Annotated in this window: 17 protein-coding genes; 16 read left to right on the top strand and 1 reads right to left on the bottom strand. The window is 61.0% G+C overall.

Annotated elements, in window-relative coordinates; translation table 11 throughout:
• Positions 1 to 9 precede the first annotated feature (9 nt).
• The 11 genes from glpK to JNB71_RS15310 all read left to right on the top strand — a co-directional run bounded on the left by glpK (position 10) and on the right by JNB71_RS15310 (position 10,234).
• On the top strand, positions 10 to 1,509 hold the full coding sequence (gene glpK, locus JNB71_RS15360) for a glycerol kinase GlpK (protein ID WP_220372663.1): 1,500 nt from the start codon (positions 10 to 12) through the stop codon (positions 1,507 to 1,509).
• Positions 1,510 to 1,516: 7 nt separating this feature from the next.
• A complete protein-coding gene (locus JNB71_RS15355) occupies positions 1,517 to 2,467 on the top strand; it encodes a shikimate dehydrogenase family protein (protein ID WP_220372943.1) in 951 nt (316 codons plus the stop codon).
• A gap of 12 nt (positions 2,468 to 2,479) precedes the next feature.
• Positions 2,480 to 3,055: a glucose-6-phosphate isomerase gene (locus JNB71_RS15350; protein ID WP_220372662.1), complete on the top strand. Its 576-nt coding sequence runs from the start codon at positions 2,480 to 2,482 to the stop codon at positions 3,053 to 3,055.
• A gap of 12 nt (positions 3,056 to 3,067) precedes the next feature.
• Entirely contained in the window at positions 3,068 to 3,991 is a 924-nt protein-coding gene (locus JNB71_RS15345; RefSeq protein WP_220372661.1) for a phosphoglycerate dehydrogenase, read from the top strand.
• A complete protein-coding gene (locus JNB71_RS15340; RefSeq protein ID WP_220372660.1) occupies positions 3,988 to 5,331 on the top strand; it encodes an MBL fold metallo-hydrolase in 1,344 nt (447 codons plus the stop codon). The genes JNB71_RS15345 and JNB71_RS15340 overlap by 4 nt, the downstream gene beginning before the upstream one ends.
• Complete coding sequence (locus tag JNB71_RS15335) at positions 5,315 to 6,100, top strand: SDR family NAD(P)-dependent oxidoreductase (RefSeq protein WP_220372659.1); 786 nt, start codon at positions 5,315 to 5,317, stop codon at positions 6,098 to 6,100. The genes JNB71_RS15340 and JNB71_RS15335 overlap by 17 nt, the downstream gene beginning before the upstream one ends.
• A 16-nt stretch (positions 6,101 to 6,116) precedes the next feature.
• Positions 6,117 to 6,995 (top strand): sugar phosphate isomerase/epimerase family protein, encoded by an 879-nt coding sequence (locus tag JNB71_RS15330; protein WP_220372658.1) that lies wholly within the window; start codon positions 6,117 to 6,119, stop codon positions 6,993 to 6,995.
• 69 nt (positions 6,996 to 7,064) lie between these two features.
• The gene (locus JNB71_RS15325) at positions 7,065 to 7,964 is read left to right on the top strand and encodes a MurR/RpiR family transcriptional regulator (RefSeq protein WP_220372657.1); all 900 of its coding nucleotides are present in this window, start codon (positions 7,065 to 7,067) and stop codon (positions 7,962 to 7,964) included.
• A gap of 10 nt (positions 7,965 to 7,974) precedes the next feature.
• A complete protein-coding gene (locus JNB71_RS15320) occupies positions 7,975 to 8,784 on the top strand; it encodes an inositol monophosphatase family protein (RefSeq protein ID WP_220372656.1) in 810 nt (269 codons plus the stop codon).
• 146 nt (positions 8,785 to 8,930) lie between these two features.
• The gene (locus tag JNB71_RS15315) at positions 8,931 to 9,941 is read left to right on the top strand and encodes an amidohydrolase family protein (protein WP_220372655.1); all 1,011 of its coding nucleotides are present in this window, start codon (positions 8,931 to 8,933) and stop codon (positions 9,939 to 9,941) included.
• Entirely contained in the window at positions 9,938 to 10,234 is a 297-nt protein-coding gene (locus JNB71_RS15310) for a NifU family protein (RefSeq protein WP_220372654.1), read from the top strand. Before JNB71_RS15315 ends, JNB71_RS15310 begins: the two co-directional genes overlap by 4 nt.
• A gap of 87 nt (positions 10,235 to 10,321) precedes the next feature.
• On the opposite strand, the gene JNB71_RS15305 is transcribed toward JNB71_RS15310, so the two are convergent.
• Positions 10,322 to 11,389, bottom strand: coding sequence for an SDR family oxidoreductase (locus JNB71_RS15305; RefSeq protein WP_220372653.1), 1,068 nt, complete (start codon positions 11,387 to 11,389; stop codon positions 10,322 to 10,324).
• Between the two features lie 96 nt (positions 11,390 to 11,485).
• Here JNB71_RS15305 and JNB71_RS15300 point away from each other — a divergent pair, with 96 nt between their 5' ends.
• The 5 genes from JNB71_RS15300 (at position 11,486) to JNB71_RS15280 (ending at position 17,115) form a co-directional block, all read left to right on the top strand.
• A complete protein-coding gene (locus tag JNB71_RS15300) occupies positions 11,486 to 12,403 on the top strand; it encodes a LysR family transcriptional regulator (RefSeq protein ID WP_223215864.1) in 918 nt (305 codons plus the stop codon).
• A 177-nt stretch (positions 12,404 to 12,580) separates the two neighbouring features.
• The gene (locus JNB71_RS15295) at positions 12,581 to 13,504 is read left to right on the top strand and encodes a LysR family transcriptional regulator (protein WP_220372652.1); all 924 of its coding nucleotides are present in this window, start codon (positions 12,581 to 12,583) and stop codon (positions 13,502 to 13,504) included.
• 177 nt (positions 13,505 to 13,681) lie between these two features.
• The gene (locus JNB71_RS15290; RefSeq protein ID WP_220372651.1) at positions 13,682 to 14,464 is read left to right on the top strand and encodes an SDR family NAD(P)-dependent oxidoreductase; all 783 of its coding nucleotides are present in this window, start codon (positions 13,682 to 13,684) and stop codon (positions 14,462 to 14,464) included.
• A gap of 21 nt (positions 14,465 to 14,485) precedes the next feature.
• The gene (locus JNB71_RS15285; protein ID WP_220372650.1) at positions 14,486 to 15,640 is read left to right on the top strand and encodes an ABC transporter ATP-binding protein; all 1,155 of its coding nucleotides are present in this window, start codon (positions 14,486 to 14,488) and stop codon (positions 15,638 to 15,640) included.
• A 50-nt stretch (positions 15,641 to 15,690) separates the two neighbouring features.
• Positions 15,691 to 17,115, top strand: coding sequence for an ABC transporter substrate-binding protein (locus tag JNB71_RS15280; protein WP_220372649.1), 1,425 nt, complete (start codon positions 15,691 to 15,693; stop codon positions 17,113 to 17,115).
• The last annotated feature ends 58 nt before the right edge of the window (positions 17,116 to 17,173 follow it).

The raw sequence follows: 17,173 nt of genomic DNA, 5'->3' as shown, positions 1-17,173 counted from the left end.
GGAGACATTATGGTGGAGCGCTATGTCATGGCGCTGGACGAGGGAACGTCCAGCGCGCGGGCGATCCTGTTCGACAGGGCAGGCAACATCGTCTCGCTCGCTCAGCGGGAGTTCCGACAAATCTATCCACGGCCGGGCTGGGTGGAGCACGACGCGAACGAGATCTGGTCGACCCAGCTTTCCGTTGCGCGGGAGGTCATTCATAACGCCGGCATCGAGGCTCATCAGGTCGCAGCCATAGGGATCACCAACCAGCGTGAAACCTGCCTGATCTGGGATCGCAAGACGGGCGTTCCCCTGCACAACTCGCTGGTCTGGCAGGATCGCCGCACCGCGGGTGTCTGCGACCAGCTGAAGGCAAGGGGGCTCGAACGCTATGTGAAGGAGACGACCGGCCTCGTCATCGACGCCTATTTCTCCGGCACCAAGCTTGCCTGGATCCTTGAAAACACGCCGGGTGCGGTCGAGCGGGCCAGGCGCGGGGAGCTTGCAGCCGGCACTATCGATACCTGGCTGATCTGGAACCTGACGGGCGGCCGCGCCCATGTGACGGATGCATCGAACGCGTCGCGGACGCTGCTGTTCAACATCCATACCGGCGATTGGGACGAGCGTCTTCTGGCTGAACTCAACGTCCCGCGTTCCATCCTGCCGGACGTGCGCGACAGCTCGGACGTCTACGGCCTTGCAGATCCCGACCTTTTCGGCGCCGAGATCCCGGTCGCGTCCTCGATCGGTGACCAGCAGGGCGCTCTGTTCGGCCAGTCCTGCTTTGCCGAAGGCATGGTCAAGGCGACCTACGGCACCGGCGGTACCCTGTTGATGAACACGGGCGCGCAGATGCGGATGTCGGAAAACGGCCTTCTCACCACTGTTGCCTGGCGGCTTGGTGGCAAGCTTGAATATGCGCTGGAAGGCACGCTGTTTTCCGTCGGTTCGGTGGTTCAGTGGCTGCGCGACGAGCTGAAGATCATTCATAGCGCATCGGAAACAGAAGCTGCCGCGCTCGAGGTGCCCGATACCAACGGTGTCTACATCGTGCCCGCCTTCAACGGACTGTCGGCGCCTTTCTGGGACCAGTATGCGCGCGGCACGATCGTCGGCATCACCCGTGGTGCGAACCGCAATCACCTGATCCGCGCCTCGCTCGAATCCATGGCCTACCAGATCCGCGATGTGATCGACCGGATGGAAGCCGATTCCGGCATCGCGCTTGCCGAGCTCAAGGTGGATGGTGGCGCGGCGATGAACAATTTCGTGCTGCAGTTCCAGGCCGATCAGCTCGGCGTGCGGGTGCTGCGACCCAAGGTGATCGACACCACCGCGCGCGGTGCGGCGTTCCTCGCGGGCCTTGCCGTCGGTTACTGGAAGGACATGGCCGACCTGCATACCGCCTTCGCGCTCGACCGGGAATTTCAGCCTTCGACGGACCGTGCCTCCGCCGATCACCTTTACAACGGCTGGTGCCGCACCGTTGACCGGTCGCGGGACTGGGCCGAGCACGAATGAGGACACTCTGATGGCATACACCCCCGCAACCCGGCGCACGATGTATTTCATCGGGGTCACGACCGGGAAATCGTCGATCATGAAGGTGTTTCCGGCCTGGTCGGTGCATCTTGGCCTCGACGCCGAGATGAAGGGCATCGATTTCGTGCCGAACTCCGATCCGGTGTCCTATCGCGGCGCGGTCGAGTTCATCAAGGCCGACCCTTTGTCGCTGGGTGCGCTGGTGACGACCCACAAGGTCAATCTCCTGAAGGCGTCGCGCGTTCTCTTTGATGACCTCGATCCCTATGCGCGGACCCTGCACGAAATCTCCTCGATCTCGAAGCGCGGCAACCGTCTCGCAGGCCATGCCAAGGATCCGATCACAGCCGGGGCGAGCTTCGAGGCGATCGTGCCTGAGGGATACTGGGCGAAAACCGGCGCCACCCTTTGCGTGCTCGGGTCCGGTGGGTCGTCGCTTGCCCTGTCACTCTATCTGCACAACAAGAAGCAGGCCGGCGGAGACGTCCCGCAGCGCCTGATTGTCACTGCCCGGCGCGAAGCTTCGCTTGCCGAGATGCGTCATGTGCATGGTGAGATCGGCTTTTCCATTCCGATCGAGTACCGCCTCGCGCCGACACCGGAAGAAACGGATCGCGTCGTCGGCGACCTGCCTGCCGGCTCGATGGTGGTGAATGCGACCGGGCTTGGCAAGGATGGACCCGGCTCACCGCTGACGGACACAGTCCGCTTTCCCGAGAATGGTCTTATCTGGGAATTCAACTATCGCGGCGACCTTGTCTTCCTCGATCAGGCCCGTGCCGCCGAGCAGGAGCGCAACCTCACGGTCCATGACGGCTGGGTCTATTTCATCCACGGATGGACGCGCGTCATCGCCGAAGTTTTCGACATCGACATCCCCATGTCCGGGCCAGCCTTCGAGGCCTTGAGCCGTATCGCCCGCGACGCAACTGCCTGAAAGGAAACAGAAATGACCGCCATATTCCCAAGCCTTCACGAATTCAATCTCAACAACGGCCTGAGCTCGACGCGCGAGCCCATTCGCCGCACGCTGTCCAAGATGAAGGGCATGTTCCACGATCAGGCTGCCTTCGAGGCGCAGCTGTCGAAGGGTGATGCACTGCTTTACGAATTCTACGACATGGGCGTACCGGACAGCGAAAAGGACGTCGCCTATGGCACGTCGATCACCTATCCCGGCAAGGTCGGTGACGAATATCACATGACCAAGGGGCATTTTCACACGGTCATCGACACGGCCGAAGTCTATTATTGCCTGCGCGGCCATGGCTACATGATGATGGAAACGCCGGAAGGCGAGACGCAGTGGCTGGAGTTCCTGCCCGGCAAGGCGGTATATGTGCCCGGCCGCTGGGCGCATCGCTCGATCAATGTTCATCCGACCGAGCCGCTGGTGACCTTCTTCGCCTTCCCGGGCAATGCCGGCCATGACTATGGCACGATCGAAAGCAAGGGTTTCCGCAAGCTGATGGTCGAGCGTGACGGCAAGCCGACCGTCATCGACAATCCCCGTTGGAACGGTTGAGCGGATAGAACGATGCCCGGTCGGATCGCCATCACGCCCCGCTCTCTCTCCGGCTCCGGCCATCCGGTTCTCACGCGCCTGATGGATGAGGGGTTCGAGATCGTCTTTCCCGCGCCCGGCAAGACACCATCGGAGGAGGATCTGTTGCGTACGATACCCGGATGCGTCGGCTGGCTTGCCGGCGTCGAGCCGATCAGCACGCGGGTGCTCGATGCGGCCAAGGGATTGCGGGTCATCAGCCGTAACGGCACCGGCGTCGACAATATAGACCTTCGGGAGGCTGAGGCTCGTGGCATCACGGTGGAGCGAGCCATGGGCGCCAATGCCCGTGGTGTCGCCGAACTCGCCGTTGGCCTCCTCCTTTCATCGTATCGGCACATCCCCTGGTCGCACCAGCATCTCGTCAAGGGAGAGTGGTGCAGGCGGATCGGCCAAGAAGTGAAGGGGCGGACGCTCGCCGTCATCGGCTGTGGCGCGATCGGCCGGGAGGTCGTGAACATGGCGCTCGGGCTTGGCATGGAGGTGATCGGATATGACCCCTATCCGGACAGCCTGTTTTCTCCTTCGAGGTTCCATTTCGCGGCGCTGCAGGATGCACTTGTCGCCGCCGATGCTGTTTCCTTTCACTGCCCGCCTGGGGAAAAGCCGATCCTGGACAGCGCCATGCTTTCGCGCATGAAGAAAGGCGTGATCATCGTCAACACCGCGCGGGCCGAATTGATCGACGATGCTGCGATGCTGGCGGCGTTGGAGGGCGGGCACGTGACGACGCTGGCAACCGATGTCTTCCATCACGAGCCGCCGGAAAGTTCCGCGCTTCTGAGCCACGAGCGGGTGATTCTAACTCCACATGCCGGCGGGTTCACCGAGGAAAGTGTCGATAGGGCAACGACTGTCGCCGTCGACAATCTGCTGAAAAACCTGGTGCGGCGATGAGCATCATCGAGGTCGAGCCGCTGACGTCGGTGGAAAGCCTTCCGGCGGGCGAGGGGGCGGCGCTCGCCTGGCTCGGTCAGGCCGGCTTTCTGATCCGGCAGGGCGGCCTGAGGATCGTCATCGACGCCTATCTCTCGGACTCGCTTGCGGACAAATACCAGGGAACGCTGTTTCCGCATCAGCGCATGATGCCGGCTCCAATTGAGCCGGAGGCCTTGACCGGCGTCGATTGGCTGCTCTGTACACACGGTCATACCGACCACATGGATCCTGCAACGATTCCGGCCCTGCTGGCGGCAAATCCCAACGCGAAAGTGCTTGCACCGCGCGCGGAAAAAGCACGCGTCTTGGAGCGGGGCGTGCCGGAGGGGCGGCTTACTCTAATCGACGCGGGCGAAAGTGTCGATCTCGGCGGTATCGTCGTGACGGCGACGCCGGCCGCACACGAGGATCTGCGTCGCACGCCGGATGGCTATGTCTTCCTCGGCTACGTGCTGACCGGTGGTGGGGTAACGCTCTGGCATTCGGGCGACACGATCCCCTTTCCGGGCCTTGCGGAATGGCTGATGCCCTTCCGGGTCGATCTGGCGCTGTTGCCGGTCAACGGCCGCGATGCCCTGCGCGCTGCCAACGGCGTGCCGGGAAATCTCACGTTGGAAGAGGCGGTGGAACTCACAGACGAGATCGGCGCCCGGGCCATGATCGGTCACCATTTCGGCCTTTTCGATTTCAATACGCTCGACCCGGAAGATGGTGCGCGGATATTGGCGGCGATGAAGCCTCGGGCCGAAATCCGACTGGCGGAGGTTTCAACGGCATTCCGGGTTCGCCCCGCAGAGCGGGCGCCCCTTTCGGTTCTTATCGTCTGTCGGGGCAATATCTGCCGATCGCCGACGGCCGATGGCATTCTTCGCGCTGTTCTGCCCGGCCACAGGATCGATAGCGCTGCGATCATGGACTGGAATGTCGGAAAGCCGCCGCATGCCGAGACGGTGGCAGTTGCTGCTGCCCGCGGCGTTGCGCTGGAAGCGTTGGTGGCACGGCAGATTCGGAAGACAGACTTCGAGGAATTCGACTTGATCCTCGGCATGGACGACCACAACATGGAGGCCATCCGGGCACTCCGCCCGGAGAACGGCCATGCCCGCATCGGCCGTCTCGGCGCCTATGTGGCGCCGGGCGAGGAAACGACAATCATCGACCCATGGGGGCAATCGCGAGACGCCTTTGAGGCGGTTTTCGATCAGATCAACACGGCCTGCGAACGGCTGGCGCATTTCGCGCGGACCGCGCAGGCGGGCAACGGACAAGGGAGCAGCAGAGATGGACTTCGGACTTAAGGACAAGATCGTCATCGTGACGGGCGGCGCGACGGGTATCGGCCACGCGATCGCCCGTACCTTCCACGAGGAGGGCGCGACGGTCATCATTAATGGCCGCGATCAGGCCAAGCTCAACAAGGCAGCAGCATCGATCGGCCCGCGCGCCCACGGTGTCGTCGCCGATCTCCTGACGCAGGAAGGCGCTCTGGCACTTGCGGACTTTGCCGCCGGCTTCGGCCCAGTCTCGTTCCTGGTCAACAATATCGGTGTCTTCGACGTCAATGATTTCTTCGAAGTCAGTGACGAGCGCTGGATGGAATATTTCCAGCACAATCTCATGACCGCGATCCGGATCAGCCGTCTGGTGATGAAGGACATGCTGGCGCGCAACGATGGTAGCATCGTCTTCATCTCGTCGGAGGCTGCGATCCGTTCGATCGGCAACATGACGCCGTATTCCGTCACCAAGACGGCGGTGCTGGGACTGAGTCGTTCGCTGGCGGAGCTGACGCGCGGCACGAATGTGCGCGTCAACAGCTATATGCCGGGCTCGACCGCGACGGAATCGGTTGAAACCTATTTCGCCGATCTCGCCAAGCAGCAGGGCAAGACGGTCGAGCAGGCGCTCGCCGATTTCTACCGCGACGTACAGCCGTCCAACCTGACGCAAAAGCTCATCGATCCGGCCCTGCACGGGCGCGGCGTCGTGCAACTGATGACCAACGCGGCCATGAACGGTGTCTGCCATCGTGCCGATGGCGGGACGATACGCTCCATCTTTGGCTGATCTTCGGGAGGAAGAAATGGGCGGAAAATTGGGAATACACAGTCTTGTCTTCACTGACGACTGGTCGGGCGACAGGGCGGCGGAAAGCTGCCGGGCAGCAGCGGAGATCGGATTCGAACTGATCGAAGTGCTGATGTTCGATCCGGCGGCGCTCGATATTCCGCTCACCCGGCGCGTGGTGCGCGAGGCGGGGCTTGAGCTTCGTCTCGGCATGGCGCTCGGCCCCGATGCTGATATTTCGTCCACGGACACCGCGATCGCGCGGCGTGGCGAGGAAATGGTCGCAAGAGCGCTGGAGATCGCTTCGGAACTCCGCGCGCCGGCCGTTTCCGGCATCACCTATGCCGCCTTTTCCAGCTATTCCGCGCCGGCGACGCAGGAAGCGCGGAAAAGGGTTATTGAAAGCCTCAGCCGTCTCGACCGCCGTGCCGGCGAACTCGGGGTGCGGCTCGGACTGGAGCCGGTCAATCGCTATGAGAGCTATCTCGTCAATACGCTCGATGAAGCCGCAATGTTGATCCGTGCTTCGGGTGGCGCCAATCTCTTCATTCATATGGATACGTTCCATATGAACATCGAGGAGGGGGATATCACCGCCGCCATCCATCGCAACGCCTCGCTCCTTGGCTACGCCCATGTCGCCGACAGCAATCGCGGAGCGCTCGGCGGGGGACATTTCGATCTGTCGGCATACTTCAGGGCGCTGGAAACCGCGGGCTACTTCGGCGACTTCACATTTGAAGGTTTTTCCACCCGGGTCTTGAGTGATGCGCTTGTCGGTGGGGTGCGGCTGTGGCGCGAAGCCTGGGACGATTCCCTTGTGGCAGCCCGTGCTGCTTATGATGTTCTTCGCGTCATGCGGGAGAGTGCGAAGGCGTCATGCAAGGTCTGGTGAAAAAAGAAATTTCATTTTTGAGGGCTTGGCGGTTATAGAATTGCGACGAAACAGTCGGAGTCGTGATCGATGGACAAGGCAGCGGACAACAAGCAATCCATCCTGATGCGGATCCGCTGGAAGGCCGGATATATGAACCCGGCCTTACGGCGTATCGCGGATCGGGTGGTGAAAGCGCCGGAGGAGATCAAGTCCATCTCGATCAAGGATCTCGCCCTGCAGTGCGAGGTCTCGGAATCGACGGTCACACGCTTCGTGCGCGAAATCGACGTGCAGAGTTTCCAGCAGTTCAAGATCCTGATCGCCGAAGAGCTGTCTCAGGGAGCTGCCGCTGCCGAGCCATTGTCCGAACGTCATGTCTATGAGGACATCACCGACCAGGACAATACGTCATCAGTTCTCTCGAAGGTCGCGGCCCGTTATGCGATGACGGTCTCGGATACGCGGGCGGGACTTGCGGAGACGGAACTGGAGCGCGCCGTCGAGGCGATTGAAGAGGCCGACGTGCTCGGTTTCTTCGCCATGGGCGCGTCGCTGCTTTGCGTGGAAAATGCGCTGCTGCGTTTCATGCGGGTCGGCAAACGTTGCCTGTTCTTCCGTGACCTGGGTATCCGTCAGATTTCCACCTCCACGCTGGGGCCGAAATCGCTGGCGATCGGCGTCTCGAATTCCGGCCGTACCATTTCGACCGTGGACAGCCTGCAGCAGGCGAAGCTGCAAGGCGCAACGACCTTGGCGATCACATCCTTCCCGGATTCGCCAATCGTGCGGCACGCGGATATCTGCCTCTTCACGCCGACCATCACCGGCGTCGTAGGTCCGGGCGAATATCACGAATCCATGGTCTCTAAGATCGCGCAGCTTCAGGTCATCGACACGCTCTATTCGCTTTATGCAGTGCGCAATTTCGGTCGGGCCATCGAAGGCCTGGAGCGGACCTCCGACGTGACCGCGCTGACTCGCTACTAGAGGATTTTTTATGCCTGATACGCCTCCCTCCGTCGCAGGGCTGGAAGCCCGCCTTGCTGCCGCCGAACATGCCACCCGTGAAGCCGGGCGCCTGTTGCTGTCCCATTACGACCGCCGCAGCCAACTGGTCATTGAGCAGAAGGGGCTGAACGACTTCGTGTCCATTGCCGATCGCGAAGCGGAAGACGCGATCGCCGCCATTCTTCGTCCTGCCTTTCCGGAGGACGGATTTCTCGGCGAGGAAACCGGTGTCTCCGGTGCACGGAAAGCAGACCTTGTCTGGTGCGTCGATCCTCTCGATGGCACATCGAATTTTCTGAAGGGTGCGCACAACTGGTGTGTTTCGGTCGGTCTGTGGTCAAAGGGAGAGCCGATCCTCGGCGTCATCTATGATCCGCTCCGCGACGAACTTTTTGCCGGTGCGGACGGGATCGTGCCAACCGTCAACGGTATGCCAATCTCGGTCAGCACTACCGGCAGTATCGACAAGACGAGCCTCGGTCTCGGCCACAATCACCGTATTGCGCCGGCCGCTTTTGCGGTCGATGCGGAGCGGCTCTTCTCGGCCGGCGGCAGCTTCCGGCAGGTCGGCGCCGGTGCTTTGATGCTTGCCTACGTGGCTGCCGGTCGGGTGGATGGCTATTTCGAGCGCCATATGTGGTCTTGGGATGCCGTTGCGGGTCTCGCTCTCATCAAGGCGGCCGGTGGCCGTTTTCTAGCCTATCCTCAACCCGGAACGGCGCTTCCCAAGGGCGGGATTGTGCTTGCCAGCGGCCCGGCGCTTTATCAGGTTTTCGTCGATCTCTTCCAGCTCGGTTGAGCCAAGGCGGTCTTGCGCTCGCTGTCATGAAGACAGTCTTCGGATAACTCGAAGACTGCTGCATTCGTGTACATGCTATTGACCCAAATGGCCTTTTCGGGGCCGCCACGGCGCATCTGCGCCTTTGGATCGATGGGAGAAAGCGAATGAAAGACGGAATGTTTGTCTTTGACGCGGCGGTGCATTGCCAGGACTTCAGTAATGGCCAGATCAAGGACGGCAGTGACGGCCGGCGCGTGCGCATCCTGCGTGAACAGCTGACCGGTTTCATCAATTTGACCGGCCGGCGCGGGCCGCCGCCGGAAACAGAAACGTTTTCCAATCCTGACCTCGACTGGGGGGTGGATATGTTGTTCGGCAAGGCCGATACGGACATGGCCTGCGCCTGCTCCGTGCCACTGTTTTCGCATTGGCGGGCGGGTCTCGGTCCCGTGGAACTCAGCCATGCCCTCGCCAAGAAAGATCCCAAGCGCATCGTGCTGACCGGTGGGGTCGACCCTGCCTATCATGGTCTCGGTCCGGCCCTGAAGGAGATGGAGCGGCAAGTGCATGAGCTTGGCGCCGTCAGCTTCAAGTTCTACCAGTATCAGTCTCGCGGGTGTTCCTGGCGCGCCGACGACCGTGACATTGCCTATCCTCTCTGGGAAAAGGCTATCGAGCTCGGCGTGAAGATGGTTCAGTTCCACAAGGGCTTTCCGTTGGAACTCGGGCCGGTCGAGGCCTTCAAGCCGAACGATATCCAGTATGCCGCCGCCGATTTTCCGGAACTGAATTTCGGCATCCACCACCTCGGCGATCCCTATGTCGATGAAACGATCTCCATCGCGAGTCGGTTTGAAAACATTTATCTGATCCTGCCGCTCTGGTTTAACCAGTATTATCTCCAGCCTTGGAAAATGCTGCAGCGGCTAGGCGAAGCGCTGCTTTATGTCGGCTCCGATCGCATCTGCTATGGCTCGGAAGCCTTCATCTGGCCGCATGTCCAGACCTATATCGATACGCTCGCCAATCTCGAAATGCCCGAGGAACTGCAGGAGCGTTATGGCTATCCGGAAATCACCCGGGAGATGAAGGAAAATATCCTCGGCAAGGCGTTTGCGCGTGGCATGGGCATCGACATCGAGGCGAAGAAGCGTGAACTGGGACTGGTGGCATGATCGATCGTGTCCTCCTTGACGCGGCCCTCGGCCGTGTGCGGCCTCTCATCCTCGGACATGGGGGTGATATCGCCATTACTGATGTGAGGGGCGATGGCGTGGTCAGCGTTGCGCTGACCGGCGCTTGCCGCGCCTGCCCAAACCTCGCCATGACCTTTGTCGGTCCTGTCCGCACCTTCCTGATGGAGGTGCCTGGGGTCAGCGCTGTCGAATGTGATCAGGTGAATGCCGGAGCGCGGGCGTTGTCGCGCCTCGCCAGACTGCTTAACGCCCATCCCTATCCCGCCGCCTGACGGCGGGACTTTTATCGACGCATAAAGAAAGAGCGCATCGGCAAGGCCGATGTGCTCTTTTCGTGAGTGGGTGGACCTCTGGCGACGTCAGGGAATGATGCGCTCCGCGCGCAGCCGGTCGAAGACGTCGATGAAAGACTTTTCCGTGTCCTGAATTTCTCCGAAGCCGAGCGCCCGGCTCTTGGCCATGGAGTGCAGGCATTCCATCGGGCGGCCGAGGTCGAGATCCGTATGCCAAGGGGAAGCGAGACGGTCGAGGGCGTGCGGCTGGAGGCCATGCTGTCGCACCAATGCCTGCCAGTCCGGATCGAGGTCCTGCATTCGATCCGTCAGTGAATTGTACTGGCCGGGATAGGCGCCCACCTCGATACCGAAATAATCGGCGATGTGCTTCCACAATTGCTCCCAGCGGAAGACGTCGCCGTTGGTGGCGTTAAAGGCTTCGTTGCGGGCATTCGGCTCCGTCGAGGCCCAGACGATATGCTTGGCAAGCAATCGCGCATCGGTGATGTCATTGATGCCGTGATAGGCCGTGGGGGTGCCGGGGAACGTGAAGGGGCGGCCGGTCGCCTTGCAGATGGAGGCGAAGGTTGCGAGTGTGGCGCCGATATTCATCAGATTGCCGACGGCATAGCCAATGATCGTATGCGAGCGGTGTACCGACCAGCCGTAGCCGTGGCGGGCGGCATAGTCCATGGCAACGTCCTCGAGTTCGTAATAGAAATTCTTCTTCGTCAGGCGCGGTGCGTCCTCGCGGAAGGGTGTGACCGGCGTTACCTTGCCATAGTCCTCGAACGGCCCGAGATAATGCTTGGTGCCGGTGACAACGGCGACATGCTCCACCGTGCCGGCGGCTGCAACGCCATCGAGGAGAGTCCGCAGCATGCCTCCGTTGAGCCGGATGTTTTCGTCCTCGTTTTTCCCGAGCGTCCATGTGCAGAAGTAGACATGGGTGGGGCGAAGCGTCGCCAGCGTTTTCAGTGCTGCTTCGCGATCCAGCAGATCGACGGCATGAGTCTGCATATAGGATGCGCTGATGGGGGGGCGGCGCGATAGCCCCGTTATCTCCCAGCCGCCGAGATCGCGCAGGTGTTCGGCCACGTTGAGCCCGACAATACCGGTCGCACCGGCCACGAGTGCCCGTTTCTGATACATGTTTCAGTCTCCTCCATTGGGGTCGAAGGAGACCACTGCCATTTCCGGCTTGCCGCAGTAAGCAGCACTCTGTCATAAGTGAAGTGATCACGTGTCATGAATGAGGCAGTTATGTCCGGCCGCATTTCCGAAATCGAGGTTTTTGTCAAGGTTGTCGAGACCGGCAGCTTCACTGCAGCTGCGGATGCCCTTCGCCTGTCTCCCTCGGCCATCAGCAAGATTGTTGCCCGCATCGAGGCGCGCCTTGGCCTGCCGCTTGCCATCCGCTCGACGCGAAAACTGCGTCTGACTGTCGAGGGGGAGGACTATTTTGCCCGCGGCAAGCAGATCCTTCAGGACATATCCAGCCTGGAGCGGGGTGTACGCGAAAGCGCCGGCCAGATCGGCGGTACGCTTCGGGTCAGCTGCAATGTGCCTTTCGGCATTCATCGTGTCGCGCCGCTGGTTGCCGGTTTTCTCGAAACCTTTCCCGATATTGCACTGGAATTTTCCCTGTCGGATACGACCGCGGACCTCATCCGAGAGGGTGTGGATGTGGCCATTCGTACCGGAGTGCTAACCGATTCAACGATCCGCTTTCGCCGTCTCGCGTCGTCGCCGCGCCATGTCGTGGCGTCGCCGGCCTATATCGAGCGGCATGGCTTGCCGATCGAGCCGCGCGATCTCCTGGAGCACAATTGCCTGACGCTCGGTTTCAGCCGCAGCTATGGAAAATGGCCGTTCCGGGTCGATCAGGATGGCGTCGTCACCCAGCTCGATCTGGCTGTGAAGGGCAATCTCAGCCTTGACAATGGCGAAAGCCTTCGCCGATTCGCCCTTGATGGAGTTGGCCTCGCGCGCCTTTCGGATTTCCATATCGGGCATGATCTGAAGGCTGGGCGGCTTGTCTCCGTGCTCGAAACATTCAACCCCGGTGATCGTGAGCCTGTCTCCATCATTTATGCCGACCAATCGCCGCTGGCACCACGTATTCGTGTCTTCATCGACTATCTGATCAAGCACCTCGCGCCATAGCAATTTTGATTTGTGACGTATTTTCCATACTGAAATGATTAATATTCGCAGAGGGATTCCGTGGGGCGGTGTTACTGCTTGATGACGGTTCCGGTTTTTTCAGAAGGAGGGCGCCCCGGAAGCGGCGCCTGGGAGACCGAAACTGCCGGGCAAGCCTGCCCGAACGGAGGACTGCGGATGAACTGTTTGGCCGATCTCAGGATGTTTTCGGAAATAGCCCGCTCACAGAGCATGGCGAGTGCTGCCAATCGCCTCGGCATGGCGCCGGCGACGATCAGTGGACGCTTGAAGGCGCTGGAAGACCACTATGGCATGGCGCTGGTGCGGCGCACGACGCGCTCGCTTCTTCTGACGGACGAGGGCAGGCTGTTACTGGAGCATGCGGAGCCGGTGCTCTCCGGCTTTGCGGATCTCGAGCGCGAAATGGGCGGCCGGCGACATGCTGTCGAGGGCGGGCTGGTGCTTTCCTGCGCTACCGATATCGGACGTGGTCATGTGCTGTCACTCGTCCATGCCTTTGCCCGCGCCCATCCGCATGTCAAATTCTCGCTGCGTTATGATCCGACCGGCAGCCTCAATGAAATTCATTTCGATGCCGCCCTTCGCGCCGGTCCCGTAAAGGACTCGGGCCTGACGATCCGAAAGCTGTTCGCGATGGAAACCGTAACGGCCGCCGCTCCCGGTTATCTGGCGGAGCGCGGCATCCCGGCATCGCCGGAAGCGCTGGAAGATCATGACTGTCTGCGTCTTGAAGGCTCGATGATCGGCGGTGATGTCTGGACATTCGAGGCGGGCGCACAGCGAAATATTGCCGTTGGCGGGCGGTTCCGGGCAAGCGATCCTGAGACCCTGAAAACCCTTGCTCTGCAGGGGCTTGGCGTCTTGCGTACTGCGCGCGCGGACATTGAATCAGAGCTTCGTTCCGGGAGGCTGGTGCCGATACTTGCGCCCTTCGAGCCGGCAGCGGCCCGTGTCAGTCTGATCAGCGACACACGGCGAAGGCTTCCCGCACGTACGGCAGCCTTCATTGATTTCGCTCTGCAGCATTTCGCTGGTGGAAGTGACCAGACGCATAAGCGTTGGCGGCAAACAGCCGCTTGATCGTGTAAAATTTTTTTTCTTGCAAAATTTATAAAAAGAAATTAGTTCTATCGGGCAGGGCAAGTTCCTTGGTCGAGAGGCTAGTGGCCGTCAGGCCGACAGGAGAGGAACGCGCAAACCGCCTGGAGGGGCGGTGCGCCGGAGCGGATCGCTCCGTATGCCAGGGAGGTTTAGGCAATGGATTATGGGCTGAATGGCAAGCACGTGCTTGTAACGGGAGGGGCGACGGGCATCGGCCTGGCGGTTGCGGAGGCGTTTGTCGGCGAAGGTGCGCGCGCTACCGTCAGTGGCCTTTCCGAGGCAGAGGTCAATACCGCTGTAATGCAGCTCGGCAAGGGCGCCCAAGGCATGGCCTGCGATCTCACGGTTGCGGGCGAGGACAAGCGGCTCGCCGATTTCGCTGCTGACGCCGCGCCCGTGGACTTCCTGATCAATTCCGTGGGGATTTTCGAAGTCCGTCCGTTCTTCGAGACGCGGGATGAAGACTGGTTCCGCTTCTTCGACGTCAATGTAATGACCGGTGTGCGGATGTCGCGCCTCATCCTGAAGAGCATGCTGGAGCGGGGCGAAGGCTCGATCGTTTTCATCAGCAGCGAAAGCGCGGTGAAGCCGCAGGCCTGGATGCCGCATTATGGCGCCATGAAAGCCTGTCTGCTCGGCGTATCGCGGGCGCTGTCGGAGCTGACGCGTGGCACACAGGTTCGGGTCAACACCATCCTGCCGGGGCCGACCGATACGACGGCCGTGCGCCGCTATCACGAGGAAATCGCCCGCGAAAAAGGTATCACGCGCGAACAGGTCGTCTCCGACTATTTCGATGAGACGGAGCCAACCTCGCTCATCCGCCGGATGATCGCTCCGGCGGAGGTGGCGGCAAGCGTTGTTCATCTTGCCGCGTCTCCTGCCCTGAATGGCATGGCGATGCGCGCCGAAGGCGGCACCATCCGCGCAATTCTTTGATTTCTTAAACCGGAAAAGACCATGGCTGACCTTCAGATCGAAAACCTGGCGAAAGCTTTCAAGGGTGGGTTCACCGCACTGAACGGCGTCTCGCTCGATGTCGCGGACCGCGAGGCGGTGTTCCTGCTCGGCCCGTCGGGGGCAGGCAAGACCACGACGCTTCGTCTCGTCGCCGGGCTGGAGGACGCGACCGCCGGGCGCATCATGATCGGCGGCCGCGACGTAACCCGCTGGACGCCACGCGAGCGCAACCTCGCCATGGTCTACGACAAGCATTCGCTGTTTCCGCATCTCACGATATATGAAAACCTTGCCTATCCGCTGCGCATCCGGAAAATGTCCGATGCGGATATCCGCCGCCATATCTCCGGCGTCGCGGAAACCTTGCAGATCGAGAAGCTGCTGGAGCGCCGTCCAAATCAGCTGTCGGGTGGTCAGCAGCAACGTGTGGCCATCGGCCGGGCGCTGGTGCGCGACGCGGATGTATTCCTGCTGGATGAACCGATCTCGCATCTCGATGCCCAGTTGAGGGCGCGTATGCGCGTCGAGTTCAAGCGGTTGCAGCGCGATTTCCGCGCGACGATGCTCTACGTCTCCCACGATCAGCTGGAAGCCATGACCATGGCGGACCGGATCGTACTGATCAACAAGGGGAAGATCGAGCAGATCGCCGCGCCGCAGGAACTGTTCGATCGGCCGGCAACGCTATTTGCAGCCACCTTCATCGGCGAACCGCCCATGAATGTCATGCAGGCGGTGATTTCGGAATCGAACGGCTGCAGGTTCCTGCGTATCGGTGAGGCGTATATCGAGGTCGACAAGGACTGGATGCAGGATGGTGAGGCGCTCCGGCCGGGCGACAAGTATCTGCTGGGCCTGCGGCCGCAACATCTTTCCCTGTGCCCGGCGGACAGCACGCATGCCTGCCGGGTCAACGGCACGATCTTTGCTGTCGAAACGCTCGGGTCACGCGTTGTCTTCGATATCGACGTTGAGGGCACCGTGATCCGCGCGATGTCGACGATCGACGCAGCGCTCAAATATCCCCACACGATCGGCGCGCCAATCTCTTTCCGGATCGATCCGGATTTCATCTATCTGTTCGATGCCGACCGGGGCCGCATCGTGCGCCAGGCACGTTTCACGACAAGGGGGAAAGCAAGACTCCACGCCTGACAAGGCGTGGCGAAGGGTACGCATGCATCACCAAACCTGAGGAGGAGATAATGAACGTCATGAAAACCACGGCCGCACTGGCGGCCGGCCTTGCGCTCTGGACGCTGGCGCTGCCTGTGCAGGCCCAGACCGAAGCGCAGAAAGCGCTTTCCGGCACCACCATCCATTTCCTTGCGCCATCCATGCCGCAGTTTGCCGCGCTCGGAAAGTTCCTGCCGGAATTCGAGCAGAAATACGGCATCAAGGTTGTCGTCGACGAAGTACCGTTCGAAAACTACCGGCAGAAATCGCTGGTCGAAATGCAGCAGGGCACCGGCACCTATGACTTCTTCGCCGTGGACGTGATGTGGCTCGCCGAATATGCCGCCGCCGGCTTCCTTGAGCCGCTGATGCCCTATGTGAAGAATACGGACCTGACCGACGCTGACTACGACATCGATGACTTCCTGCCGCGTGTCATCAGCGGCACGGGCGTCTTCAACGATACGCTGTTCACGATCCCGATCGGCGCCGGCCCCGTCGGCACGACCTTCCGGGCCGATGTCGCGGAAAAGGCAGGCTTCAAGCTGCCGGAACGCTTCTCGCCGGACTTCACCACGCAGTACATGTTCGATGCCGCCAAGAAGGTGAACAATCCCGAGAGTAACATGATCGGGTTCGCCAATATTCCGGGCCGCTGGTTCTGGGGTGTGACCTATCTCCCCTATCTTTATGCCTTCCAGACGCCGGAGACCAAGGGCGACGAATATGTCGACAAGGACTGGAAGATCTCGATCAATAACGAGCGGACTGTCGCTTCGATCGATTACTTCACCAGCTTCAAGCAGTTCATGCCCTCCGACAGCGCCAACTGGGGCATCGGCGAGGCGACGGCCGTGTATCAGGCGGGCAACGCCTTCGGAACCTGGAACTACCAGGACTTCGTCAAGGGCTTCTTCGAAGACCCGGAAACGCAGGCGAAAGTCGCCGGCAAGAATGTCCACCTGCATACGCCGGTTGGTCCGAACGGCGTGATCGATCCCTGGTTCGGGGCCTGGTCGCTTGGTCTGTCCAAGGACTCCAAGAACAAGGAAGCAACCTGGACCTTCATCCAGTGGCTCACATCCAAGGACATCCAGGCTCGCGCGACACAGTACGGTGCAGGTCCCTCGCGGCACTCGACATACAAGAGCGAGACGCTGGCGAAGTATCAGCCCTGGTGGCCTGGCGTCTATGAATTCATGCTGAAGGAAACCAATCCGGACGAGCGAATTCGCGTGCCGGAATGGGCTGAAATCTCCGACATCATGGGCGAGGAAGGCAACCGGGTCTGGATCGGCGAGATCGACAGCAAGACGGCCGCCGCCAACATGGAAAAGCGCATGACCGAAGCCATGCGCAAGGGCGGCTATTACATTCCGGGCCGTGACGACCTGCCGAAGCAGCAGTGGCGTGACCTGACCTACTACGACCGTCTGCCGTCTAGCTGGAACTGATCATCGGGTCCGTCCGGGCGTGTCTGACACCCGGACGGACAACCCGGCGCGGTCTTTA

The sequence above is a fragment of the Rhizobium herbae genome, assembly GCF_019511375.1.
In the GTDB taxonomy this organism is placed as follows: domain Bacteria; phylum Pseudomonadota; class Alphaproteobacteria; order Rhizobiales; family Rhizobiaceae; genus Pararhizobium; species Pararhizobium herbae_A.
This window is presented reverse-complemented; position numbering and strand designations above follow the sequence as displayed.